This is a genomic window from Glycomyces sp. NPDC050141 (assembly GCF_055586545.1).
In genome coordinates, this window is the sequence record NZ_JBVJHZ010000017.1 from 37,669 (window position 1) to 62,378 (window position 24,710).

Annotated in this window: 17 protein-coding genes; 9 read left to right on the forward strand and 8 right to left on the reverse strand. The window is 68.9% G+C overall.

The window, feature by feature from the left end; translation table 11 throughout:
* Position 1 precedes the first annotated feature (1 nt).
* Both ACZ60M_RS12480 and ACZ60M_RS12485 read right to left on the reverse strand, forming a co-directional pair.
* Positions 2-997 carry an NADP-dependent oxidoreductase gene (locus tag ACZ60M_RS12480; protein WP_465417482.1) on the reverse strand — a complete coding sequence of 332 codons (996 nt, stop codon included), beginning with the start codon at positions 995-997 and terminating at the stop codon, positions 2-4.
* Positions 998-1,041: 44 nt separating this feature from the next.
* A complete protein-coding gene (locus ACZ60M_RS12485) occupies positions 1,042-1,893 on the reverse strand; it encodes an alpha/beta fold hydrolase (RefSeq protein ID WP_465417484.1) in 852 nt (283 codons plus the stop codon).
* An 85-nt stretch (positions 1,894-1,978) separates the two neighbouring features.
* Here ACZ60M_RS12485 and ACZ60M_RS12490 point away from each other — a divergent pair, with 85 nt between their 5' ends.
* On the forward strand, positions 1,979-2,602 hold the full coding sequence (locus tag ACZ60M_RS12490) for a TetR/AcrR family transcriptional regulator (RefSeq protein ID WP_465417485.1): 624 nt from the start codon (positions 1,979-1,981) through the stop codon (positions 2,600-2,602).
* Between the two features lie 10 nt (positions 2,603-2,612).
* Positions 2,613-4,013 (forward strand): dihydrolipoyl dehydrogenase, encoded by a 1,401-nt coding sequence (lpdA, locus tag ACZ60M_RS12495; RefSeq protein ID WP_465417487.1) that lies wholly within the window; start codon positions 2,613-2,615, stop codon positions 4,011-4,013.
* Between the two features lie 55 nt (positions 4,014-4,068).
* Here the strand turns inward: lpdA and ACZ60M_RS12500 are convergent, their stop codons facing one another.
* Complete coding sequence (locus ACZ60M_RS12500; protein ID WP_465417489.1) at positions 4,069-4,872, reverse strand: SDR family NAD(P)-dependent oxidoreductase; 804 nt, start codon at positions 4,870-4,872, stop codon at positions 4,069-4,071.
* A 72-nt stretch (positions 4,873-4,944) separates the two neighbouring features.
* On the opposite strand from ACZ60M_RS12500, the gene ACZ60M_RS12505 reads away from it, so the two are divergent.
* Both ACZ60M_RS12505 and ACZ60M_RS12510 read left to right on the forward strand, forming a co-directional pair.
* Positions 4,945-5,529 (forward strand): TetR/AcrR family transcriptional regulator, encoded by a 585-nt coding sequence (locus ACZ60M_RS12505; RefSeq protein ID WP_465417491.1) that lies wholly within the window; start codon positions 4,945-4,947, stop codon positions 5,527-5,529.
* A 124-nt stretch (positions 5,530-5,653) separates the two neighbouring features.
* Positions 5,654-6,868 (forward strand): ROK family transcriptional regulator, encoded by a 1,215-nt coding sequence (locus ACZ60M_RS12510; RefSeq protein ID WP_465417493.1) that lies wholly within the window; start codon positions 5,654-5,656, stop codon positions 6,866-6,868.
* Between the two features lie 32 nt (positions 6,869-6,900).
* Here the strand turns inward: ACZ60M_RS12510 and ACZ60M_RS12515 are convergent, their stop codons facing one another.
* On the reverse strand, positions 6,901-8,400 hold the full coding sequence (locus ACZ60M_RS12515; protein ID WP_465417495.1) for a cellulase family glycosylhydrolase: 1,500 nt from the start codon (positions 8,398-8,400) through the stop codon (positions 6,901-6,903).
* Between the two features lie 214 nt (positions 8,401-8,614).
* Here ACZ60M_RS12515 and ACZ60M_RS12520 point away from each other — a divergent pair, with 214 nt between their 5' ends.
* The 4 genes from ACZ60M_RS12520 (at position 8,615) to ACZ60M_RS12535 (ending at position 17,836) form a co-directional block, all read left to right on the forward strand.
* Positions 8,615-10,987, forward strand: coding sequence for a WD40/YVTN/BNR-like repeat-containing protein (locus tag ACZ60M_RS12520; protein WP_465417497.1), 2,373 nt, complete (start codon positions 8,615-8,617; stop codon positions 10,985-10,987).
* 14 nt (positions 10,988-11,001) lie between these two features.
* Positions 11,002-13,029: a glycoside hydrolase family 30 protein gene (locus ACZ60M_RS12525; RefSeq protein ID WP_465417499.1), complete on the forward strand. Its 2,028-nt coding sequence runs from the start codon at positions 11,002-11,004 to the stop codon at positions 13,027-13,029.
* Between the two features lie 418 nt (positions 13,030-13,447).
* A complete protein-coding gene (locus ACZ60M_RS12530) occupies positions 13,448-14,401 on the forward strand; it encodes a glycoside hydrolase family 43 protein (RefSeq protein ID WP_465417501.1) in 954 nt (317 codons plus the stop codon).
* A 45-nt stretch (positions 14,402-14,446) separates the two neighbouring features.
* Positions 14,447-17,836: a discoidin domain-containing protein gene (locus ACZ60M_RS12535; RefSeq protein ID WP_465417503.1), complete on the forward strand. Its 3,390-nt coding sequence runs from the start codon at positions 14,447-14,449 to the stop codon at positions 17,834-17,836.
* Positions 17,837-17,896: 60 nt separating this feature from the next.
* Here ACZ60M_RS12535 and ACZ60M_RS12540 read toward each other — a convergent pair whose 3' ends face one another.
* Positions 17,897-18,901 (reverse strand): hydroxyacid dehydrogenase, encoded by a 1,005-nt coding sequence (locus tag ACZ60M_RS12540; protein WP_465417505.1) that lies wholly within the window; start codon positions 18,899-18,901, stop codon positions 17,897-17,899.
* 262 nt (positions 18,902-19,163) lie between these two features.
* Between ACZ60M_RS12540 and ACZ60M_RS12545 the strand changes: the two genes are divergently transcribed.
* Entirely contained in the window at positions 19,164-20,825 is a 1,662-nt protein-coding gene (locus ACZ60M_RS12545) for an RICIN domain-containing protein (protein ID WP_465417507.1), read from the forward strand.
* A gap of 53 nt (positions 20,826-20,878) precedes the next feature.
* Here the strand turns inward: ACZ60M_RS12545 and ACZ60M_RS12550 are convergent, their stop codons facing one another.
* The 3 genes from ACZ60M_RS12550 to ACZ60M_RS12560 are packed head-to-tail and all read right to left on the reverse strand — an operon-like array spanning position 20,879 to position 24,428.
* Complete coding sequence (locus ACZ60M_RS12550) at positions 20,879-21,778, reverse strand: carbohydrate ABC transporter permease (protein WP_465417509.1); 900 nt, start codon at positions 21,776-21,778, stop codon at positions 20,879-20,881.
* Entirely contained in the window at positions 21,778-22,764 is a 987-nt protein-coding gene (locus ACZ60M_RS12555; RefSeq protein ID WP_465417511.1) for an ABC transporter permease, read from the reverse strand. The genes ACZ60M_RS12550 and ACZ60M_RS12555 overlap by 1 nt, the downstream gene beginning before the upstream one ends.
* The gene (locus ACZ60M_RS12560; protein WP_465417513.1) at positions 22,761-24,428 is read right to left on the reverse strand and encodes a type 2 periplasmic-binding domain-containing protein; all 1,668 of its coding nucleotides are present in this window, start codon (positions 24,426-24,428) and stop codon (positions 22,761-22,763) included. The genes ACZ60M_RS12555 and ACZ60M_RS12560 overlap by 4 nt, the downstream gene beginning before the upstream one ends.
* Positions 24,429-24,710: the final 282 nt, after the last annotated feature.

The window sequence follows — 24,710 nt, forward strand, 5'->3', positions numbered from 1 at the left end:
TTCAGATTTCGGTGATGACGGCCTTGCCGCGGACGCCGCCCTTCTCGAGGGCGTCGAGGGCCGCGGGAGCCTCGTTGAACGGGACGACTTTCCCGACGACGGGCCGGATCACGCCCTTGTCGACGAGTGCGGCGATCTCGCGGAGCTGGTCGCCGCTGGCGCGCATGAACAGGAACTCGTACTGCACGCCGAGCTTGCGGGCCTTGCGGCGGATGCCGCTGCTGAGTCCGGCGATGGCCAGGCGCAGCACCGCGTTCAGTCCGGCCTCGCGGGCGAAGGCCGGGTCCGGGGGACCGGAGATGCCGATTGCCTTCCCGCCCGGACGCAGGACCTGCAGCGACTTCTCGAGGTTCTTCCCGCCGAGGCTGTCCAGCGCCAGGTCGTACCCGGACAGCACCTGCGCGAAGTCCTCGGTGCGGTAGTCGATGACGATGTCGGCGCCCAGACCGCGCACGAAGTCGGCGTTCGCGGCGCTGGCCGTGGTCGCCACGGTGGCACCCAGGTGCTTGGCGAGCTGGATCGCGACCGACCCGACGCCGCCGGCCCCGGCGTGGACGAGCACCTGCTGCCCGGCCTTGACCTGGCCCTTCTCGACCATGGCCTGCCAAGCGGTCAAGGCGACCAGCGGCAGCGAGGCCGCTTCTTCCATGCTGATCGAGACGGGCTTGAGCGCCAGGTCGGCCTCGGCGACAGCGATGCGCTCGGCGAACGTGCCGATGCGGTGGTCCCTGGCCCGGCCGTAGACCTCGTCACCGGGTTCGAACCCGCGCACGCCCGCACCGACCTGGACGACCGTGCCCGCGAGGTCGTGGCCGAGGACGAACGGCAGTTCGTACGGCAGGAACTGCTTGAACTCGCCCTGCCGGACCTTCTCGTCGAGCGGGTTGAGGCTGGCGGCCCGCACCTGCACGAGCACGTCGTGCTCGCCCACGTGCGGCTCGGGGACCTCCGCCAGCTCCAGCGGGCCCTTGTACTCCTTGACGACGAACGCCTTCATGACTTGTTGCTCCTTCTTCGTGATGGTGTTGGTTGCGGCCGCCGCTACCGGCGGAGGTGGTCGAGCGCGGCGTCGACGAACGCGCGGTGGTTCTGGAAGGCGACGCCGTGTCCCGAGTCGGGGAACACCCGCACTGTCGCGTTCGGCAGCTGACTGGCGAGGGCGCCCGCGTTCTCGGGCGGGACCATGCGGTCGCTGTCGCCGTGTATGACGAGCACCTGGCCGGGGAACCGCGAGAGGTCGGCGGAAGCCTGCCGGCCCCACCGGCGCACCGCGGCGAGTTGCGCGCGGAACACCTTCGGGGTGACCGCTTTGTCGCGTCCGGCCTTGCGCTCCTTCAACCGAGCGAGGTACTGGCGTGCGGCGTCCCTGCCGACCGGTGTGCGGGTGAAGAACAGCAGCGCTTTCGGGTCGTTGAGCGTGACCAGGGCACGCAGTGTCGTTCCGATGGTCACACCGGTCATGTCCACCAGGCCCGGGCCGCCCGCGGGCCCGGAGCCCACCAGGATGAGCCGGTCGACCAGGCCCGGCGCTCGGGTTGCGACGGCCTGCGCGACCATGCCCCCCATCGACAGGCCGAACAGGTCGACCCGGTCGTGGCCGAGCCCTCTGATGACGGCGGCCATGTCGGCGGCCATCTCCTCCATCGAGGCGCGCACCTGCCCGGTGGAGTCGCCGACACCGCGGTAGTCCACGGCGATCACGCGTCGGTCCCGAGCGAGTCCGTCCACGATGCGCGGATCCCAGTTGTCGAGGTTCGCTCCCAGATGCGTCAGGACGACCAGCGGCACGCCGGTGCGGGGTCCGAGCTCTCGATAGGCGAACGCGGCGCCTGCCGCCGTGATCGTTCGCGTCGGCGCGTCCCGATAGCCCTGTGCTGTGTCTAGCTTCGACATCTGCTTCTCCTCGTCTCGCTACATCGACTATACATGAGTAGACTCAGATATGAACACACTCAGAAAAATAATCTAGGGAGGCACCATGGAGGGAAGCCAAGCGCCTATCGGGCGCCGAGAACGCGCTAAGCAGCGCAAACACGAGCGCATCCTGGCTGCGGCGCGGGAGCTCTTCTCGCAACACGGCGTGAGTGGAGTCACCACGCAGCAGATCGCCGACAAAGCGGACATCGCGATCGGGACGCTGTTCCGGTATGCCGCGACCAAGGCGGAGCTGCTGATCATGGTGCAGAACCAGAAGTTCGCGGCCGCGATCGACGACGGTCTCACCGCCGCGGCCGCCGCCGGGCAGGGACCGCTCGAAGCGGTGCTGGCACTCATCCGCCCGGTCGTGGTCTGCGTGCGCGAGCACGTCGAGAACGGCCGCACGTATCTGCGCGAACTCGTCTTCGGCGACCCGCTCGAGCCGTACCGGCGCGAGGGTCTCGCTCTCGCCGCCCGTCTCGAAGGCGGCGTCACCGCCCTGCTCGCCGATCGCGGACGCGCCGATGACGCTGCCGCGCTGGCGCGGGTGATCAGCGCGGTCATCCACATCAGCACCACGGCCACCATCCATCTGCACCGCGGCGACGACGAGGTCCTCGCCGACATCACCGAACAGCTGCGGGCGCTGCTGCACCTGCGGCACGATTCGTCCGTCCAACTCTGAAGGAGTCCTCATGACCAGCCACTACGATGTCGTCGTCCTCGGAGCGGGCCCCGGCGGCTACGTCGCGGCGATCCGCGCCGCGCAGCTCGGCAAGTCCGTCGCGGTGATCGAGAAGCGGTACTGGGGCGGTGTGTGCCTCAACGTCGGCTGCATCCCGTCGAAGGCGCTGCTGCGCAACGCCGAGATCGCGCACCTCTTCACCAGGCAGGCCGAGCAGTTCGGCATGACCGGCGACGTGACCTTCGACTACGGGGCCGCCTTCGACCGCAGCCGCACCGTCGCCGACGGCCGGGTCAAGGGCGTGCATTTCCTCATGAAGAAGAACGGCATCACCGAGATCGACGGGCACGGTTCCTTCCGCGACACGCGCACCATCGAGGTCGCCCTCGCCGGCGGCGCCACCGAAACGGTCACCTTCGAGGACGCGATCATCGCCACCGGCTCGACCGTGCGCTTCCTCCCCGGAGTCGAACCCAGCAAGAACGTCGTCACCTACGAGGAGCAGATCCTCAACCGCGACCTGCCCGAATCGATCGTGATCATCGGCGCAGGCGCCATCGGCATGGAGTTCGCCTACGTGCTCGCCAACTACGGCGTCACCGTGACCATCGTCGAATACGTCGACCGGGCCCTGCCGAACGAGGACCCGGAGGTGTCCAAGGAGATCACCCGGCAGTACAGGAAACTCGGCATCAGCATCCTCACCTCGACGAAGGTAGACGCCGTCGTCGACGACGGCTCATCGGTCGACGTCGCCTACACCTCCGCCGCAGGCGAGCAGTCGACGCTCCACGCCGACAAAGCGCTCATCTCAGTCGGCTTCGCGCCCCGCGTCAGGGGCTACGGCCTGGAGAACACCGGCGTCGCGCTGACTGACCGGGACGCAATCGCGATCGACGAGTTCATGCGCACGAACGTGCCCCACCTCTACGCGATCGGCGACGTCACCGCGAAGCTGCAGCTCGCCCACGTCGCCGAAGCCCAGGGCGTCGTCGCCGCCGAGACCATCGCCGGCGCCGAGACCATGCCGCTCGGCGACTACCGGATGATGCCCCGAGCCACGTTCAGCCAGCCCCAGGTCGCTTCGTTCGGCCTCACCGAGCAGCAGGCCGTCGACGAAGGACACGACATCAAGGTCGTCAGGTTCCCCTTCACCGCCAACGGCAAGGCGCAGGGCCTGGGTGAACCTTCAGGCTTCGTCAAGCTGATCGCCGACACCCGGCACGGGGAGCTTCTCGGCGCCCACATGATCGGCGCCGACGTCGCCGAGCTCCTACCCGAGCTCACCCTCGCGCAGAAATGGGACCTGACCGCCGCCGAACTCGCCCGCAACGTCCACACCCACCCGACCCTCAGCGAGGCGCTACAGGAGGGGTTCCACGGACTCACGGGCCACATGATCAACCTTTGAGCCATGACGGGCGCGGAGTGGGCGGCTAGGCGGCGAGCTCCTCACGGTGGTCGTGTCAGGCGCGGCTCACGGCCCGGCGCTGCATTGCACCCGTGAGCCGGACGATCGCGCGGCGCGGCAGGAACTTGGACATGAGGGCGAGCGGGCGGCCGTTGGTGATCACGGACGGCGGCCCGGAGCGGCGGTCGAGTGTCTTGAGCGCGATCCGGACCACCGCTTCGGGGGTGATGCGCTTGGTCCCGAGGTCGGCCGACTGGCTCCCGGCGGCGTCGAAGAACTCGGAGTCCATCGCGCCGGGGCTGATCGCGAGGACCCGCAGGCTGGTGCCGCGGGCTTCTTCCCACAGCCCTTCGGTGAAGCTGAGGACGAAGGCCTTGGTCGCGCTGTAGGTGGACATATAGGGCATCGGCTGGAAGCCGAGCAGGCTCGCGGTGTTGATCAGGATGCCGCTGCCCGCGGCGGTCAGCGGCGCGAAGTAGGCACGGCTGAGGTCGACGAGCGCGGCGATGTTGAGCGCGATCATGCTCTGCAGGCGCTCGGGGTCCTCCTCGCCGAACGGGTCGTGGGTCCCGAAGCCTGCGTTGTTCACGAGGCCGGTGGCGTGGATGCCGCGGGACTCGAGTTCGGCGCGGAGCGTGCGGCCCGCGTCGGGGCGGCCGAGGTCGCGGGCGACGGTCGTCACGGTGACGCCGTGGGCCCGGTTGAGTTCCTCGGCGAGGCGTTCGAGCCGGTCGGCCCGGCGGGCGACCAGGACGAGGTTCGAACCCCGTGCGGCCAGTTGACGTGCGAATTCCTCGCCGAGACCGGAGCTCGCTCCGGTGACGATGACGGTCTGGCGGCGGTAATCGATGGCGTTCATGCATTCACTATAGGCACGATTGTGCACTGAGTGCAAATCTATGCACTTGATAAATTTATGTACCATGAGTGCATGACCAGGAAACCCGCGCCGATCCGTGAGCAGACCCGCTCCGTGGTCCGCACACTGCTCGCCCAGACCGCAATGGACCTGTTCGCCGCCAAGGGCTACGACGACACCACGGTCGAGGAGGTCGCCGCCGCCGCAGGCGTCTCGCGGCGGACCCTGTTCAACTACTTCCGCAGCAAGGAAGACCTCGCGCTCTCCAGCCTGGCCGAACAGGGCGAACTCGTCGCCGCGCGCCTCGCCGAGCGCCCGGCCGACGAGGACGCCTGGGCAGCGCTGCGCGCGGCGTTCCACGTGATCGAGGAGATCGACACGACCCCCGAGAAGCGCCTCGAGTTCCTCACGCTGCTGTTCGGCAACGACGCCCTCCGCGCCAGGCACGCCGAGAAGCAGGCACGCTGGCAGGACCTGTTCGCACCGCTGATCGAGCCACGGCTCCCCGACACCGACCACCGCACCCTGCAGGCCCGCACCATCGCGGCCGCCGCGATCGTCTGCCTGCAGACCGCGATCGAGGAATGGGCCCGCCTGCGCGGACAAGTCGACCTGTTCGACCTCTACGACACCGCCGTACACGCCATCCGCCTGTGAACGCCCGGTCGTCTCCGCCGAAGACCTGGACCGCCTGCTCGACGCCGCCGACCTGAGGTGACCCGCCCCCGCCTCCAGTAGGGTGGTGCGGACCGGCTGCCGCCCAAGGGACCAGGAGGCCGCATTGAGAGCATTCGGCTCGGACACGCGACTGCCCACGGTCGCCCTGGTCCTCGACCTCCTCCGCGAGCGCACCACCGTCAGCCGCGTCGAACTGGCCGAAGCCACCGGACTCACCCGCGCCACCATCACCAACGCCGTGCGCAAACTCATCGAACTGGGCTTCGTCCACGAAGTGGGGACGGCGCAGTCTCAACGCGGCACCCCCCGCCGGCTCCTCGAACTCCAGCCCAAGGCCTGCCACATGGTCGGCGTCCAGTTCGACGCGTACTCGGCCGCCGCCGTGGTCGTCGACCTGGCAGGCGGCATCGTCGCGCGGCGCGAACTGCCCGCGCCCGGCGGCCGCGATCCGGACGCCGTCGTCCCCGAACTCGCGGCCCACGTGCGCGACCTCCTCGATTCGGCGGGCCTCGCCCGAGCCGACGTGCTCGGCATCGGCATCGCCACCTACGGACCCCAGGACCGCGACGCGGGCGTCCTGCTCACCCCGCAGCCGACCCCGGCCTGGCAGGGCTACCCGCTCGCGGCGGTGCTCGCCGAGGCGACCGGCCTGCCCGTCGCCATCGAGAACGACGCCACCGCGGCAGGAATCGGGGCGCAGACGCCGGGGGACCCGCAGCCGAACTTCGCGGTCGTCTTCATGTCCGGCGGCATCGGCGCGGGCCTCATCATCGACGGCCGCCCCTACCGCGGGGCGACCTCGAACGGGCTGGAGCTGGGCCACATCTCCGTGGACTCCGAAGGCCCCCGGTGCTCGTGCGGGAACCGCGGCTGCGTGGACGGCGTCGCCGGGCCCGTCGCGGTCACCGACCGGGCCCGCCGCGACCCGGCGCTGGCCGCGCGCCTCGGTCTCGACGGCGATCCGCTCGCCGACTTCAGGAGCGTCGCCGCAGCGGCCGCGGCGGGCGACCCCGACGCGGGCGCGCTCATCGGGGCTTCCACGCGGGCGCTGGCGGTCGCGGTGGTGAGCATGGTGAACCTGCTCGACGTCGGCCGGGTCGTGCTGGCGGGCAACGCGTTCGCGGAGATCGGCCCGGTCTACCGCCAAGCGCTGCAGGACGAAGTGGACCGGGCCGTGTTCATGCGGCATGTGCACGAGGTGCGGGTGGAGCTCGCCGCGGACGTCTCCTGCGCCGCGGCCGTCGGGGCGGCGATGGTGGTGCTGCGCAACCTGCTCGAGTCGCCGGGCGCGGGCGACCGGTCAGCACCTCATAGCTGACCGGTCGCCCAGCACTTAAGTGTCTTGTCGGGTCACAGGTAGGGGCTCTGGGTGAGCAGGTGGCTCCGGTAGCCTTCGCCGACACCGGGCTCCGGAGTGCCGGACCAGTCCTTGATGAGGACCGCGCCGCTGGTGCAGCCCCACGGGTTCCAGGTCCACGCCAGGTAGCCCATGCCATTCGCGTCGGCCCAGTCCACGAGCCCTTGCATGTAGCCGAACCCGCAGTCGTCCTGGCCGAACTCGCCGAGGACGACCGGCACCTCCTGCATCAGCGGGGCGATCTCAGCGTCCCAGCAGGACTCGGTCACGCACCGGTTGAAGCTGTACGAATGCCAGGAAGCGGCGATGTTGTCCAGCGGGTCGTTCGGCATGTAGGCCAGCCATTCCCGCATGTCGTTGGTCCACTCGAGCCCGCTGACCATGAGTATGTTCGTGGCACCGGTGCCGCGGACCGCGTCGACGAGGTCCTGCATACCGGCCACCTCGTACCCGATGCCGGCGCAGGTGCCGCCGTCGCGCAGGCACTGCCAGCCCAACGTCTTGTCCCAGTCGCTGGCCATATCCGGGTACGGCTCGTTGAACAGGTCGAAGACGACGGCGTCGTTGCCTTTGAAGGTGTCGGCGACGCCGGCCCAGAACTGCGGGGCGTACTGCGCGTCGGGCATCGGCTTCTGGCAGGTGGCGTGCAGATCGGTGCAGTGCCAGTCCGGTCCTGTGGTGTAGGCGCCCCAGGTCCAGTGCAGGTCGAGGATGACGTTGAGGCCGTTGGCGACCAGGAGATCGACGTAGTCCTTGATGCCTTCCTGGTAGGCGGCGCCGCTGGGTGAGCCGTTGAGGCCGAGCCAGCACTCCTCGTTGAGCGGGAGGCGCACGGCGTGGATGTTCCAGGACTTCATGGCGTCGACGGACGCCTGGTCGACGGGGCCGGAGTCGAACAGGCCCTTGCCCTGCACGCACGCGAACTCAGCGGAGGACCGGTCCACTCCCAGCAGCCGGTACGGCTCGCCGTCCTCGGTGACGATCTGGTTGCCGGAGACGCTGAGCTGCGGTGCCGGACCGTCCGGCGGGGTGGTGGTCGGGTCGGGGTCGGTGGGCGTCTCGGTCGGCTCGCCCTGGCCGCCGCAGGGGACGCCGTTGAGGGTGAATTCAGTAGGGGCCTCGGTGGAGCCTGAGCCGATGAAGCCGAAGACCTCGCGGGTCTGCCCGGCGGCGATGGCGCCGTTCCAGCCGACGTCGGTGCCGGAGAAGGCGCCGCCGGTCTGGCTCCAGTCGACGTTCCAGGCGCTGGTGACGGTGGTGTCGCCCGGGAACTCCCAGGCGAGGTCCCACCCGTCGACCGCCGCGGCGGCGGTGATGCTCACGCTGGCTTGGAATCCCGAGCCCCAGGAGCTGACGACGCGGTAGTCGACGTCGCAGCCTTGCTGCGCGGAGGCCTGGTTCGCGGTGGTGAGGCCGAGTGCCGCCGCGATGACGGCGGTCGCGCCGATCGCGGTGAACCCCAGGCGTTTTCGATGGCTGCTGCTGATCTGCATATGCCCGATCCCTTCGGACGGCAATGTGGGAAGCGCTCCCAAGGAGCCCATTAAAATGATGATCGTCGATATAAACGCTATTGTCAATGCGCTAAACAAAATCACCGCTTCCTCTTGCGGCGGGGCCGGGCCGCCTGTTACGTTGAGCCTCCAAACAAATGGCTCGACTGCTTCCCCAGGTCACCCTCACTTTCCTTCTCCCCTAGGAGCACTCGTGCGACGACGCACACTCGCCGCCTCCCTCGCGGCCGCGGCGGCGGCCGCAGCTGCCGTCCCGGCCTCCGCCGCCGCGAATCCCGGCCGCCAAGAGGACGGGTACACCTGGCGCAACGCGGTCGTGAACGGCGGCGGCTGGGTCCCGGGCATCGTCTTCAACGAGACCGAACCCGGCCTCATCTACGCCCGCACCGACATCGGCGGCCTCTACCGCTGGCAGGAGCAGAGCCAGACCTGGACGCCGCTGCTCGACTGGATCGGCTGGGAGCACTGGGGCTGGACCGGGGTCGTCTCCGTCGCCACCGATCCTGTCGAGACGAACCGCGTCTACGCGGCGGGCGGGACCTACACGAACGACTGGGACCCGACCGACGGCGCGGTGCTCTACTCCGATGACTACGGCAACACTTGGGGCGCAGCGGAACTCCCGTTCAAGCAGGGCGGCAACATGCCCGGGCGCGGCATGGGCGAGCGCCTCGCCGTCGACCCGAGCGACAACGCCGTCGTCTACCTCGGCGCTCCGAACGGGAACGGCCTGTGGCGCTCGGTCGACCACGGCCGCAACTGGTCCGAGGTGGAGGACTTCCCCAACCCCGGGAACTTCGTCATCACGCCCGGCGACGCCTACAACGGCGACAACCAGGGCGTCCTCTGGATCGAGTTCGACCAGACCGGCCGGATCTTCGTCGGCGTCGCCGACCCGGACGACCCCCTCTACGTCTCCTCCGACCGCGGCGCGACCTGGCAGCCCGTCCCCGGCGCGGTCGCCGCGCTCGGGACCGCCGACGGCAACCGCACCATCCCGAAGCAGGCCGCGATCGACCACGAGAACGGCCATCTCTTCATCGTCACCAGCTGGAATCCCGGCCCCTACAACGGCCCGCCGCCCTCCGGCAGGGGCGGCTCGATCCAGCGCCTGTCGCTGGCCACCGGCGAGTGGACCGACGTCACCCCGACCCACGACCCTGTCGGGACCATCCCCGGCTTCGGCGGGCTCACCGTCGACCGCCAGCGCCCCGGCACCCTCATGGCCGCGACCGAGAACCACTGGTACCCCGACGAGGTCATCTTCCGCTCCACCGACTCCGGCGCGACCTGGCAGACCGCCTGGGACTACGTGTGGGACAAGGACTACTCCTGGCCGCCGCGGCGCACGGACCGGTTCACCCTGAACCCCACCGGAAACGAATGGCTCACCTGGGGCAAGGCCGACGACGGCCCCGCGTACGCGATCAAACACGGCTGGATGATGGACGCCGTGTCGATCGACCCGCACGACTCCGACCGGATCATGTGGATCGGCGGCACCATCTGGGGCACCGAGCAGCTGACCGCGTGGGACGCGCAAGGGCCGCTGGTGGGCTGGGACGAGGCGGCCGGGCAGCAGGTCGCGCTGCCGGTGGAGCAGTTCGAGGTCGGCGTCCGCGTCCAGGGCATCGAGGAGACCGCGGTGCAGGACATCGCCGCGCTCGGCGGCACCCTGGTCTCGGCGATGGGCGACCTCGCCGGGTTCGTCCAGACCGACCTGGACCGGCCGGGCGCCATGATCCGCCATCCGAACTGGACCTCGGGCCGTGCCCTCGACTTCGCGGGAACGAATCCTGACGTCATCGTCGGCACCGGCGATGTCGAAGGTGATACGGACGGGCATGTGGGCGTCTCGCTCGACCGGGGCGCGACCTGGCTGACGACGAAGCGCCTCGACGGCGTCGCGGGCGGCGGCAACGCGGGCACTGTCGCCGTGAGCGCCGACGGCGCGGTCATCGTCTGGTCCCCGGGCGACGGCGCCACTGCGCCCGTACGCTCCTCTGACCTCGGCCAGACCTGGACGCCCGTCGCGGGCCTCCCGGCCGGGGCGCTGGTGCGCGCCGACCGAGTCGACCCGAACCGCCTGTACGCCTTCGCGAGCGGCGCCGTCTACGCGAGCGCCGACGGCGGCTCCTCGTTCACCGGCACGGGCGCGTCGGGACTTCCCGCCGCAGGCCCCGTCGACCTGCGTGCCGTCCCGGGCAGACCCGGCCACCTCTGGCTGACCGGTGGCGAGACCGGCAAGGCGTACGGCATGTGGCGCTCGACCAACCGCGGCAGGACCTGGCGTCGCGTCCAGCGTTTCGAGGAGGCCGACGCGGTCGGCTTCGGCAAGGCCCGCAACCGCTTCGGCTACCCCGCGATCTACGCCTCCGCGAAAGCCGACGGACAGCGGGGCATCTGGCGCTCTACGGACGAGGGCCTGACCTGGACGCGGATCAACGACGACGCGCACCAATGGGGTTGGACCGGCAAGGCGGTCACCGGCGACCCTGACGTGTACGGCCGGGTCTACATCGCCACCAACGGCCGCGGCCTGATCTACGGCGACATCGCCGACTGACGTTAGGAATCATTGTGAGCGAGCAGGTCCAGGTCATCGAAGTCCGGGAAGGGCCCGGCGACCGCCGGTTCGACGGGATCGGGGCGGTCAACGGCGGCGGGGCGACCTCGGTGCTGTTCAAGGACTACCCCGAGCCGCAGCGCGGTCAGATCCTGGACCTGGTGTTCGCGCCGAAGTTCGGGGCGTCGGTGAGCGCGATGCTCGTGGAGGTGCCCGGCGACGGGAACGCGACGCAGGGGTCCATGCCCAGCCACATGCACACCCGGGACGACCTGGGCACGCACCGCGGCTACACGTGGTGGGTGGTGCGGGAGGCGAAGCGGCGCAACCCGGTGCTGAGCTTGGACGCCGTGGCGTGGAGCGCGCCGGGATGGATCGGCGACGGCGAGTTCTGGTCGCAGGACATGGCCGACTACTACGTCTCGTGGGCGCGGCTGCTGCGCGAGGTGCACGGGTTCGAACTCGACGCGATCGGCTGCCGCAACGAGAAGGGCGTGAGCCTCGACTTCGCCAAGCGCCTCCGGGCGGCCCTCGACGAGGCCGGGTTCGCATCGGTCCTCCTGCACGCGTTCGACAACTGGCCCGACGACAAGTTCGACTTCGTCGAGCAGCTGCGCCGCGACCCCGAGGCGGTCAAGGCGGTCGACGTGATCGGCGCACACGTCATGTACGGCAACGACGTGCACGCCCCCGACGAGGTCCGCGCCTGGGCCGAGGAGGCGGGCAAGCCGATCTGGAACACCGAGGACCACGTGTACCTGAGCGGGTTCGACTGCCTGATCAGCATCGTGGAGTGCTTCAACGAGAACTACCTGCGCAGCGGCGCCACGAAGACCGTGCTCTGGTACGACGTCGCGGGGGTCTACCCGGTCGAGCCGTACGCGGTGGACCCGGCGATGATCGTGGCGCACGAGCCGTGGAGCGGGCACTACCGGGTGCGGGAGGCGCTGTGGGGCTACGCGCACTACGGCCAGTTCACCGAGCTCGGATGGACCTATGTGGACGATGCCTGCACGTTCCTGGACGGCGGCGGCAGCGTCGTCGCCCTCCGCTCGCCCGCAGGCGATTTCAGCGTCATCGCCGAGACGAAGGACGCCCGCGCGGGGCAGCGCCTGCGCGTGCGCGTCCCCGGCGGCCTCGCGCAGGGCCCGGTGACCGTGTGGCGCAGCGACGCCGCCGAGCAGTTCCAGCACCTCGGCTTCATCGACATCGTGGACGGCGCGGTGGAGATCGACCTCGCCCCCGACTCGGTGTACTCGCTGTCGACGACCACCGGTCAGCGCAAGGGCGGTTTCGCCGAGGTCCCCGCCAGCGCGCCGTTCCCCTTCCCCTACCGCGACACGTTCGGCGGCTACGGCGATCCCGAAACACGCGGGCACCTGCCGCGGTTCACCGCCGACATCGCCGGGGCGTTCGAACTCGTGCCCGCGCCAGAAGGCGGCACGTGCCTGCGGCAGGTCGTGCCCGCCGCGACGCTCTCGTGGGCCCCGGACTGGCGGCCGTACACGATCATCGGCGACGCCGCCTGGACCGACTACGAGGTCGCGGTCAGCGTCCTCCTCGAAGCCGGGGAGCGCGCCGCGCTCATGGGCCGCGTCAACCACGTCGGCACCGGCTACGGCTTCATCCCCAAGTGCTACCTGTTCGAACTCGCCGCCGACGGGACCTGCCGACTGGTCTCGGTCGACGGCAAGGAGGACCCCGACGAGGCGGTCGGCGACGCCGAGCAGCAGGCCATGATCGCCGCCGGACGCGGCCGGGGCGCCGGAGGGGAGCACACGCTCGCCGAGGCGGCGGTCCCCGCGTCCCCGGGCCGCTGGCGCCGCGTGGCGATGCGCTTCTCGGGCAACGGCATCACCGCGCTGATCGACGGCGAACCGGTCCTGGAGGCGGTGGACGCCACGCACGAGGCGGGCATGGCGGGCCTCCTCGCGGGCACCGAACCCTCCTTCAGCACACCGCGTTTCGCGGACCTGGTCGTCAAGCCGCTCGGCGCCGACGACCCGACGGCCACGGTCGAGCCGGGGGACCCGCTCTACTAGACCTACCGGCGTCCCGCCGGTCCTTGGAGTCGTTCGTCGTCGGCGGAGAGGCCGATGCCGGGGTGAGCCGACGTCGCCCACGGTCTCGTTGACCGCGACCACGTGGTCGGTGATGCGCTCGGGGGGCCTGGGCGGGCGAGGACGCCGTCACCATGCCGGCCGCGAGCTCCAGCACGGCGGCCGCGCCGACAGGCGCGGCCGTCCTCTGCGTTCGTTCCGCTCATCGCGGGGTTCCTTCCGTAGATCCGGTGCGTGCCTTGGGGTACCGGGGGGTCGGCTCGCATCGTGAGATTGGGATATCGTTATCCTTGGATCGATGCTATTCATGTCTGGAGCAGGAATCACTACCACGATATCGTTTTCCTGAGAACGCATGCCGTGCGCTAGCGCCGCCCGACCATCGACATCAAGGAGCACCATGACCACTGCCGACGCATTCGCCGGGTACCTGTACGTCCACTTCAAACGCGAAGGGCCCCAAGGCGAGCAGATCTACTTCGCATTGAGCGACGGCGACGACCCGCTGCACTTCGACGACCTCAACGGCGGCGAGCCGGTGCTGCGCTCGACGCTGGGTGCGCGCGGGGTCCGCGACCCGCACATCGTCCGCGCCCCGGAGGGCGACCGGTTCTTCATGGTCGCCACCGACCTGCGCGTGTTCGACGACCCCGATTGGGACCACGTGCAGCGCTGGGGCAGCCGGTCGATCATGGTGTGGGAGTCGCGCGACCTCGTCGACTGGGGCGAAGGCCGCCTCGTGGAGGTCGCGCCGCCCGAAGCGGGCAACACGTGGGCGCCCGAATCAGTCTGGGACCCCGAGCAGGACGCCTACCTCGTCCACTGGTCCTCCACGCTCTACGCCGACGCCGAGCACTCGGGCGATTCCTACAACCGGATCATGTACGCCACCACCCGCGACTTCCGCGAGTTCTCCGCGCCGCGCGCCTGGATCGACCGGGGCCGCCAGACGATCGACACCACCGTGATCGAGCACGACAGCGTCTACTACCGCTTCACCAAGGACGAACGCAAACGCGGCGGCCAAGCACCGCTGGGCAAGTCGATCTTCTCCGAGACCGCCGCCTCGCTGACCGCTCCTGAATGGACGCCTCTTGCCGAGGGCATCGGCCTCGGCGCGATCAAGCAGGGCGAAGGCCCGCTCGTCTACAAGTCGAACACCGAGGACAAGTGGTTCCTCTGGATCGACGAGTTCACCGCCGAGCGCCGCTACGTGCCCTTCGAGACCACCGACCTCGCCGGAGGCCAGTGGACACCCTCCACCGGCTACCGGCTCCCCGACGACCCCTGCCACGGCGTCGTCCTCCCCGTCACCGCCGAAGAACACCGGCGGCTGGCCAAGACCTGGGCCTGACCCGGCCCCGACCGCTCCCACACCGTTCCAACGGAGGAACCTCTCATGCGACCACCGACAGCCGCCCGTCCCAGGCGCGCCGCCGCGCTCACGGCGGCACTCCTGCTCTCCATAGGACTCGTCCAGCTCGCCCCCGCCGCCTCAACGGCTCAGGACCTCGGCACTTGCGAGGTCCAGTTCAACACCACCACAAGCGAAACCGGATTCAGCCACCCCGGCATCGGACTCACCGAGCCCATCGTGCAGAACGTGCGCGACCAGCTCGCGGCCGGTGCCGAGCCCTGGGCGTCCGGCTTCGCGGAACTGCAGCGCTCCAACGCCGCCGGGGAGAACGTGAAACCCTCGAACGCCGGAGCCGACCCCGCCAAGCCGCGCACCACCGCGTTCAACCAGGGCACGAGGGGGCTCTTCGAAGCGGACGGCCTGAAGTCCTACACCCAGGCGGTCATGCACGTGCTCACCGGGAAGGAGGTCTACCGCAAGAACGCGCTCGCCATCATCCGCAACTGGGAGCAGATGGACCCCGCCAAGTTCGAGTACTACACCGACTCCCACATCCACAACGGCATCCCGCTCTTCCGCATGGCCTCCGCCGCCGAACTCCTGCGCTACACCAGCTGCGGCGACAATGAAGCCCTCAAGTGGACCGACGCGGACACGCAGGCGTTCAGCGACAACCTCATCAGGCCCGCGATCGCCACGTTCATGTCCTCGCCGGACCGCTTCATGAACCAGCACAACTACCCGCTCATGGGCTCCATGGCCGGATCGATCTTCATGGACGACAAGGACCTCTACGCCGAGAAGGTCGAGTGGTTCACCGTCAACGAGACCGCGAAGGACGAGGGCTTCAACGGCTCCGTCGCCCGCCTCGCCCGCTGGGTCGACAAGAACGACAAGACCGGCGAAGCGATCGACGACCCGCACGTGCAGCTCACCGAGATGGGCCGCGACCAGGCCCACGGCGGCGGCAACATCACGAACTTCGCGGTCCTGTCCCGCATGATGACCGCTCAGGGCACCGAAGTGGACCCGGTCGACGGCACGGTCTCCACCGCCGATGACGCCGTGGGGCCGTACGAGTTCCTCGACGACCGGATCCTGAAGGCCGCCGACTACTTCTGGCAGTTCATGTCCGGCCGCGACCCCGAGTGGACCCCCGTCGGGTACGCGATCTCGCCGGACGGCACGATCCGCGACACCTACGACCACATCGCCGACGGCTACCGCGGCCGGTACGCCACCGCGAGCTTCTGGGAGATCTACTACCACTACAAGTTCACGCGTGGCGAGGACGTCGAGGCGATCGCCCCGTTCTTCGCCGAGGCCTACGCCAAGCGGTTCACCGGCGTCGGCTGGGACGGCCACGACGGCGGCGGCGACTCCTGGATGTTCGCGCCCGCCGAAGCGGCCGGTGAAACGGCCCAGCAGCCGAACGCCGACCCCGACCTCCTCGAAGTCGAGCAGCGCTACACGCACCTCGCCGGAGACGTCCAGGAGGGCGACGGCTACGTCACTATGGCGGACGGCTCGAAGATCGCCTACCTCAGCGGCGCCAACAACAGGCCGCAGCAGGGCTTCCTCGTCCGCACTGAAGGCGAGGCCGTGATCCACCTCGGCGGCGTCAGCCACAACGACACCGTCAAGCGCGACACCACCGTCACCGTCCCGGACACCGGCGGCGAATGGCGTTACGTCACCGTCACCAGGGGCATGGACAACATCCTGTTCATCGAGACCGAGGGCGCCGCGGTCGACATCGACCACATCAACACCAACGCCCAGGCCGAACTCGACGGACCGGTCTTCCCCGACGACGCCCCCGACCGGGTCGTCGGCTGGGACGGCGCCGACCTCACGGTCGACCTCGCCGCAACCGGACCCGAAGGCACCGCCTACAGCGCCGCCGGACTCCCCGAAGGCGCCGAGATCGACTCGGCCACAGGGAAACTCACCTGGACCGGAGCGGACTCGGGCACGGTCACCGTCGCCGCCGACGACGGCACCAGCGTCGCCGCGCGCACCGTCGTCCTCGACGCCGCCGCCGACCGCGACGGCGCGATGGCGCTGGCCGAGGAGGACTTCGAACCCGAGGACGGCTACGAGTCCGCGACCGAGGCGGCCTTCACCGCCGCACGCGAAGCGGCCGAAGCCGAACGCGAGGACGGCACCGACGCGGCCTACGCGACCGCCTTGGCGGGCATGGTCACCGCGTTCGACGGCCTGCGCCTCGTCGACCCGAAGTCCGCAGTGGACGGCAGCCTCGACTATGCGAACCTACTGCACGCCTCCACCGCGAAGGAACGCACCGCGCTCCTCATCGACGGCGACAACCAGACCGGCACCGGCTACCCGCAGGCCGTCAACATGTCGCACGTCTTCGACTTCGGCCCCGATTTCCGGGTCTCGGCCCGCGAGTTCGGTTTCCAGAGCAACATCTTCGCCGACCGGCTCGCCAACTCGGCGGTGTTCGGCTCGAACGACGGCGTCACCTGGACCAGGCTGACGCCGGGGACCACGGCCTTCACGCAGGACTTCAACACCCTCGAAGTCGAGCCGGAACTCCGGGACGACCAGTTCCGGTACATCAAGGTCCAGATGATCGAGCAGCTGCCGGACGTCCTCTACGGGATCATCCGCGGCGTCTTCGAGATGACCGAGTTCCACATCTACGGCGAGCGCCACGAGATCGGCAACCAGATCGCGAAGGCCAGCTTCACCTCCGAGGACGCGGTGGCCGGGAAGGTCGCTGTCGGCGACACTGTGGACGTCGCCGTCACCACGCGCCAGCCGGTCGAGTCCGTCACGGTCAACGTGATGGGCATCGAGGCGGCCGCCTCCTCGGACGACGGCGTCAACTGGCTCGCCCCCGTCGTCCTCGACGGCGTCGAGCCCGGACCGGTCACCCTCAGCGTCGACTACACCGGCGCCGACGGCACGGCCGGGCCGACCCTCTACGGCCCCACCGAAGGCGCGGGCCTGTTCGTCGGCGGCAACCGGGACCAGTGGATCGACGTCGCGAACCTCGCCACCGTCCTCGCCTCGGACAAGCAGTGGCCCGGCAACGGGCTGCCCGCCGACCAGGTCGGCTACCTGCTCTTCGACGGCGACGCGAACACCGCCGGGGACCTCAACACCGGCGTCGGCTCGTACTACACAGTGGACTTCGGCGAAGGTGCGTCCGTGCGGCTCGACGAGGTGTACTTCCTGCCGCGCCTGTGCTGCACCTCGCGCTCTGACGGCACGATCGTCCAGGGCTCGAACGACGGCACGACGTGGACGAACCTCACCGAGCCGCTGACCCGCACCGCGGCGGGCGTGTGGCAGGGCAAGCCCGTCACCGACGACACGTCCTACCGCTACTTCAAGATCTACAACCCGAACCGCTGGCACGGGAACCTCGGCGAGGTCCAGTTCTTCGGGGACCTCGCATAACCGACCGTCTCGGGCCGCCCGCCCCGCCGCGCAACGACGCGCGGCGGGGCGGTGCGGTGTTCAGGCCTGGATCGCCAGCAGGCCCGGGTCGACGGCGTGGACGAGCGGCTCGCCGGCGGCCAGCCGCTCGGCCTCCTCGACGATGCTGAGCCCCATGCGGGCCAGCTCGTTGCCCTGCGAGCCCGCAACGTGCGGCGTCAGGAAGAGGTTGGGCAGGTCGAACAGGCGCGAGGCCGGAGGCGGCGGCTCGGGATCGGTGACGTCGAGGACGGCCGAGATCCGGCCCGTCGCCAGTTCGGCCACGAGCGCGTCGGTGTCGACGAGCGATCCCCGCGCGGTGTTGACGAGCACGGCGCCGTCCTTCATGGCCGCCAACCGCGTCGCGTCAACGAGGCCCCGCGTCTCCGGCAGGTCCGGGGCGTGGACCGAGACGATGTCGGCTTTCGCCATGAGCGCGTCGAGGTCCACGAGCCGCACGCCGAGGCGGGCGGCCTCGTCCGCGTCGACGTGCGGGTCGCTGAGCAGCACTTCGAAGTCGAACGGGCGCAGTAGCTCGATGACGCGCCGTCCGATCCTGGAGGCCCCGATCAGACCCACCGTGCGCCCGAAGTTGCCGGTCCGGCCGTGGTCCTCGCCGATCACGAAGCCGCGCTCGGTGCGGAACCGCTCGCGCAGGCCGAAGATGTTCTTGCCCGCCAAGAGGATCACCCCGAGCGTGTACTCGGCGACGGGCACGGCGTTGGCACTCTGCGCCGAGACGACGGCGATGCCGCGCTCGTAGGCGGCGCGGTCGATCCACTGGACGCTGCCCGCCGCGTGGAGCACCGCGCGCAGCTTTCCGGCGGCGGCGAGCACGGGCGGATCGAGCCGGGGCGCGCCCCACCCGGTGATGAGCACTTCCGCTCCGGCGAGCGCGGCGGCCGTCCGCTCGTCGCTGAAGTCGCGCGCGACGAAGCCTGGGTCGATGTCGAGGACGGCGCGGAGGCGGCGCAGGTAGGGCTCCGGGAAGAGCTTGGGGAGGTACACGGGGTCCATGGCGAACAGCCCGGGGATGCGGTCGGTCATGCGGAATCCTTGGTAGGCCTGAGGGATAACGATATCTAATCTAGTGTCCGAGATTGCTCGTGTCGAGATCGGAGTCCAGTAACCGGGACGCCTTGACTCGCTATATGCAGTGGTCGTTGCGGGCATCGAGGTGGCGATACAGTGCCTCTAGATATTGACATATATGGATGATAACCTTATCTTCAAATATGGGGGATAACGTTATCCGATCTCGGCTCGCGTACCCCCCAGCCCCCTCGCCAACGACAGCCGAAGGAGCACCATGACCGACAACCGCACCGGCAGCGCCCGCTTCAAACGGCGGCACCTCCTCAGAGGCGCGGTCGCCGCCACCGCCGTCGCCGCAGCCGGAACCGGCGGACTCGCCGTCGCCAGAGCCCAGCAGCAGGAGGTCGGCACACAAGCGCTCGCCCACCCCGGGATGCTGCACCTCCAAGCCGACTTCGACCGCATGAAGGCCAAAGTCGACACCGGAGCCCAGCCCTGGAAGCAGGGCTGGGACAAGCTGGTCGCCAACGGCCACTCGGCGAGCACCTGGACGCCCCAGCCCGTCGAAGAGATCGTCCGCGGCAACACCGACAAACCCCAGAACTACTGGCTGCTCTACAACGACGCGCACGCCGCCTACCAGAACGCCCTGCGCTGGCGCGTCAGCGGCGACACCGCCCACCGCGACGCGGCCGTCCGCATCTGCAACGCATGGTCGGCGACGCTCAAGTCGATCTACTGGCCGCCCTCGGACTCCCGCCTCGCGTCAGGGATCTACGGCTACCAGTTCGCCAACGCGGGGGAGCTGGTCCGCGGCGCCCCCGGCTTCGAACTGGGCCGGTTCCAGCAGATGATGAAGACGGTCTTCTACGAACTCAACGCCGACTTCCTGGTGCGCCACAACGGCACCTGCGACACCCACTACTGGGCCAACTGGGACCTGTGCAACATGGCCTCGATGCTCGCCATCGGCATCCTCTGCGACGACCAGGCCAAGATCGACGAAGCGGTGGACTACTTCCACAAGGGCGCGGGCGCCGGATCGATCACCAACGCGATCCCGTTCATCCACGGCGACCTCGCCCAGTGGCAGGAGTCCGGCCGCGACCAGGCGCACTCCATCATGGGCATCGGCCTCATGGGCACCTTCATGGAGATGGCCTGGAGCCAGGGCCTCGACCTGTACTCCGCGCGCGACAACGCCTTCGCGAAGGCCGCCGAGTACGTCGCCCGCTACAACCTCGGCTACGACGTGCCGTTCACGACCTACCGCAACTGCGACGGCGTCGAGCACACCGTCGTCTCCGAAGGCGCGCGCGGCCAGATCCGGCCCGTGTGGGAACTCGTCTACAACCACTACAGCGTCCGGCGCGGGATGCGCGTGCCCCACGTCGCGCGCATGGCCGCGCTCGCCCGGCCCGAAGGCGGCGGCGGCGACTACGGCGGCAACTCCGGCGGGTTCGATGCCCTCGGCTGGGGCACGTTGGCGCACATGCGCTCCACCCCGGCCGTCGAGTCAGGCGCGACCTACCTCCTCATGTGCGAGCGCTCCGGGAAGGTCCTCGAGAACGCCAGATCCACGGTAGACGGACGCGCGGCGATCCAATGGGCCGAGAACGGGGGCGCGCAGCAGCGGTGGAAGATCACCGACGTCGGCGGCGGCTACCACAAGCTGGTGTGCGAGCACTCCGGCAAAGCCCTCGACAACGGCAACTCCACTGCCGAAGGCGCGCAGGTCAAGCAGTGGACCGAGAACGGCACGGCCCCGCAGCGGTGGAAGATCACCGACGTCGGCGGCGGCGCCGTCAAGCTCACCTGCGAACGCTCCGGCATGGTGCTCGACAACGGCAACAAGGAGGTCGACGGCGAGCCCGCGATCCAGTGGTCCGACAAGAACGCCGTGACGCAGCGCTGGCGTCTGATCCGCGCCGCCTGACCTGGGGAGGGTGAAGGGGCCGAGCGCGACAGCGCTCGGCCCCTTCATGGTTCTCAACCCTTAACGGCGCCGGTGAGGACGCCGGAGGTGAAGTAGCGCTGGAGGAACGGGTAGACGATGAGGATGGGGACGGTGGCGAGGACGATGACCGCCATCTGCAGCGTCACGCCGGGAGGCGGGGGCTGGTCCGGCGAGACGATCGCCCCCGGGATCTGGACTCCGGCGAGGACGTACTGCTGCAGGACGACTTGGATGGGCCACTTCTCGGCGTCGTTGATGTACAGCAAGGCATTGAAGTAGGTGTTCCAGTAGCCGACGGCGTAGAACAGGCCCATGACCGCTAGGACGGGTTTGGAGAGGGGCAGGACTATTTGCAGGAAGATCCTCCATTCGCCTGCGCCGTCGATCCTGGCGGCTTCGATGAGTTCTTCTGGGAGGCTTTGGAAGAAGTTCCTGATGACGATCATGTTGAAGGCCGAGATGAGGCCGGGGATGATCAGGGACCAGGTGGAGTCCAGGAGCCCGAGGTATTTGATGAGCATGAAGTTGGGGATGATGCCGGCCGAGAAGAACATGGTCGCGAGGACCATGACGAGCACGATCTTGGCGCCGGGGACTTGGCGGGTGCGTGCCAGGCCCCAGGCGAGCATCGAGGTCGCGGCGAGGGAGAGCAGGGTGCCGACGACGGTGATGAAGAGCGAGTTCGTGAGGCCTTGGGTGACGGTGCCGCCGTTGAAGATCGCGCGGTAGGCGTCCAGGGAGAACTCGGTCGGGAAGATGACTCCGGCGCGGGCTTGGGACGGTGCCGCGAAGCTCATCGCGATCACGTACACGAGCGGGTAGATCATGGTGGTCACGATCAGGGTGATCACCAGGGCTTTGGCGGCCCGGACCCAGACCGGCGCGGCGTCCATCCACGGCGGACGGCCGGTGGGCTTTGCGATGGCGGTCATCAGAAGATCCCCTCTCCGCCGAGCTTCTTCGCGAAACGGTTGGCCGACAGGACGAGAATGGTCCCGATGACCCCTTTGAGCAGGCCCGCCGCCGTAGCCACGCCCCACTGCCCGCCCATGACGCCGCGGAAGTAGACGAACGTGTCGAGTACCTGGGCGGCTTCGGCGCCGACCATGGGCTGTTGAAGTAGCAGCTGCTCGAAGCCGACGGTGAGGATCGAGCCGATGTTGAGGATGAGCAGGAGCGTCGCGACCGGGACAAGTGCCGGGAGCGTGATGTGCCAGGTGCGCTGCCAGCCGGTCGCGCCGTCGATCGCGGCCGCCTCATAACGGTCCGAAGGAATGCCCGCGATCGCCGCGAAGAAGATGATCGTGCCCCAGCCGCAGTCCTTCCAGATCCCTTGGAGGACAGCCAGGATCTTGAACGTGTCGGCGTTCGTCATCGCGTCGAACCCAGACATCCCCCAGGCGTCGAGGATCCCCGCGACGAGCCCGCCGCCGCCGAGGACCTGCTGCCACACCGAGATCACGATGACCCAGGACAGGAAGTACGGCAGGTACACGACCGTCTGCACCATGCGTTTCACGCGGTCTGAGATGAGCGAGTTCAACAGCAGTGCGAGGGCGATCGGGGCCGGGAACGCGAAGACCAGCTGCAACACCGCGATGATGAGCGTGTTGCGCAGGGCCTGCAGGATCTCGGGGTCGGTCCAGATCGCGTTGAAGTTCGCCAGCCCCACCCAGGGGGAGCCTTCGATGCCCCTGAAGGGGGAGTACTGCTGGAACGCGATGACGTTGCCGAGCATCGGCACGTACGCGAAGACCACGAAGAAGAGCGCGCCCGGGATGATGAACGTGTACGTCCAGCGTTCGCGCCAGATACGTTGGCGCAGTGAGCCTCTGGGGCGGCGCTTCGCCGTGGTTGCGGGTGGCCCCGGGGCCCGCTCGGTGCGGGTCCCGGGGTTGTCGGTGACGCTCACGCTCACTTGCCGGCGTCCTTGAGGGCCTGGGTGTACTCGTCCTTGACCTGCGTGCCGCCCTGCGACATGTAGTTGGAGACGAAGGACTCGAGGTCGTCGACGCTCTCGCGGCCGGTGATGACGCCGTTCTCGAAGTCGGTCCACAGCTGCTTCAGCTGCGCGCCCTTGGCGATGAACGTCTGCGAGGCAGATTCGTATCCTTCGAGGGGGCGCGCGATAGAGTTCTGGGCCATGGCTTCCATGACCGTCACGAAGGAGTCGACCCACGGGGCGGCGTTGGGATGCACGAAGTATGAGCTGACGCCGCCGGGGATGCCCACGTACTGCACGCCGAGCTCGGTCGCATACTCCGCGTTGGGGATCGGGATACCGTGCTCGTCGAAGTCGAAGTGGCGGCCCTCCTGCCCTGAGTAGACGAAGAGGTGCTCCTCGGATCCGTACGGGGCCGAGAAGTAGTCGAGGACGTTGAGGATCTCGGTGAGGCGGTCCTCGTCCTCGGCGGCGGCCGCGGAGATGCAGGTCGACTTGCCGTAGGGGATGTTGCGGACGACGACCTGGGCGGAACCGTCGAACCCCGGCATGTCGAAGAAGTCGAACTTCGCGCCCGGCAGGTCGGCCTCCCACTGGGAGAGCCCTGCCGCGCCGATCGCGGCGCCGACTGCGTCGTAGCGCAGGGCCGCGCCGGAGACGATGTCGGTGGGTGTGGGGGACATGGAGACCGGGTCGAAGATCCCCTCGGCCCAGGCGCGCGCGAGCCATTCCAGCATCGCCTTGTAGTTCGCGGTCTGGGTGATGTGGACGAGGTCGCCGTTGCCGTCGAGCTGCCATTCGGGACCGGTCTTGAACAGCCGCTGGAACATCGAAGCAGTACCGGGGTGGGCGTCGTACTTGTTGAGCCCGTACACCTTCTGCCCGCCAGGGCCCGAACCGAGCGCCGAGACCTCCTTGAGCATGGTAAACAGCTCGTCGGCGTCCTTCGGTGCGCGGCCGATCGAGGTCTGGTCGACCAGGTCGGCGCGCATCACCGGCAGGTTGGTGAGCGCCCATGACCCTGAGGGGACCTGGTAGATCCGCCCGTCCTTGAGGCTCGCCTGCCAGATCTCCTCTTGACGTGCGGCCAGGTTCGGCCACTTGAGGATGTTGTCGCCCGAGAACACCTCGGAGAGGTCGGCGAACGCGCCGTCGCGGATGCCCTGGAGGTTCACCGCGGACTGGTCGTTGACGAAGACCAGGTCGGGGACCTCGCCGGAGGCGAGCATCGTCGCGAACTTCTGGTCGAAGACCGGCTGCGGCACGAACTGCGGCTCGAAGCTCACGCCCAGGCGCTCGTTCAGCTCCTGCCAGTACGGGTTCTCGTCCAGGGGTTTCGACGGGTCGCCCCAGGTGAGCTGGAAGCTCGTGACCTTGCCGCCGGAGCCGGGCTCGCGGTTGACTGATTTGAAGTAGGTCTGCACCGGCTCGGTGTAGACGTCAAGCATGCCTTCGGTCTCAGTCGCGTAGAACGGCTGGACGTCCAGCTCGGGTGCGGGCTGGTATGCGGGCATGTCGTAGTCGCCGCCCGCCGTGCCGCCCGCGTTCTCGGAGCATCCGGCGGTGCCGGCGCCGACCGCGGCGGTCGCGGCTGCGGCACCTGCGGCGCCGAGGAGCTTGCGGCGTGAGAATTCGACCATGAGAGGGGTCCTCCTAGTGATGTCCCTGAGGTTGACGGTTTCGGTTCGACGTGCGGGAGCGGGGCCCCGAGGTGCCGGAAGGGTCGGCCTGCGCTGCCCATCGCCGAGAGAAGGTTATCAAGATGATCGATGTCGGTCAATGATCGAGATGGCAAGGGCTTTCTGAGCCCCGATGAGATTCGCTTGTGGCAGTGATGAAATGCCTGCTCAACCGAGTTACTCTGCCACAGTCGGAGCTTTGAAATTGATTCGTGCTCGGCTCGACATCTGAGATAACGATTA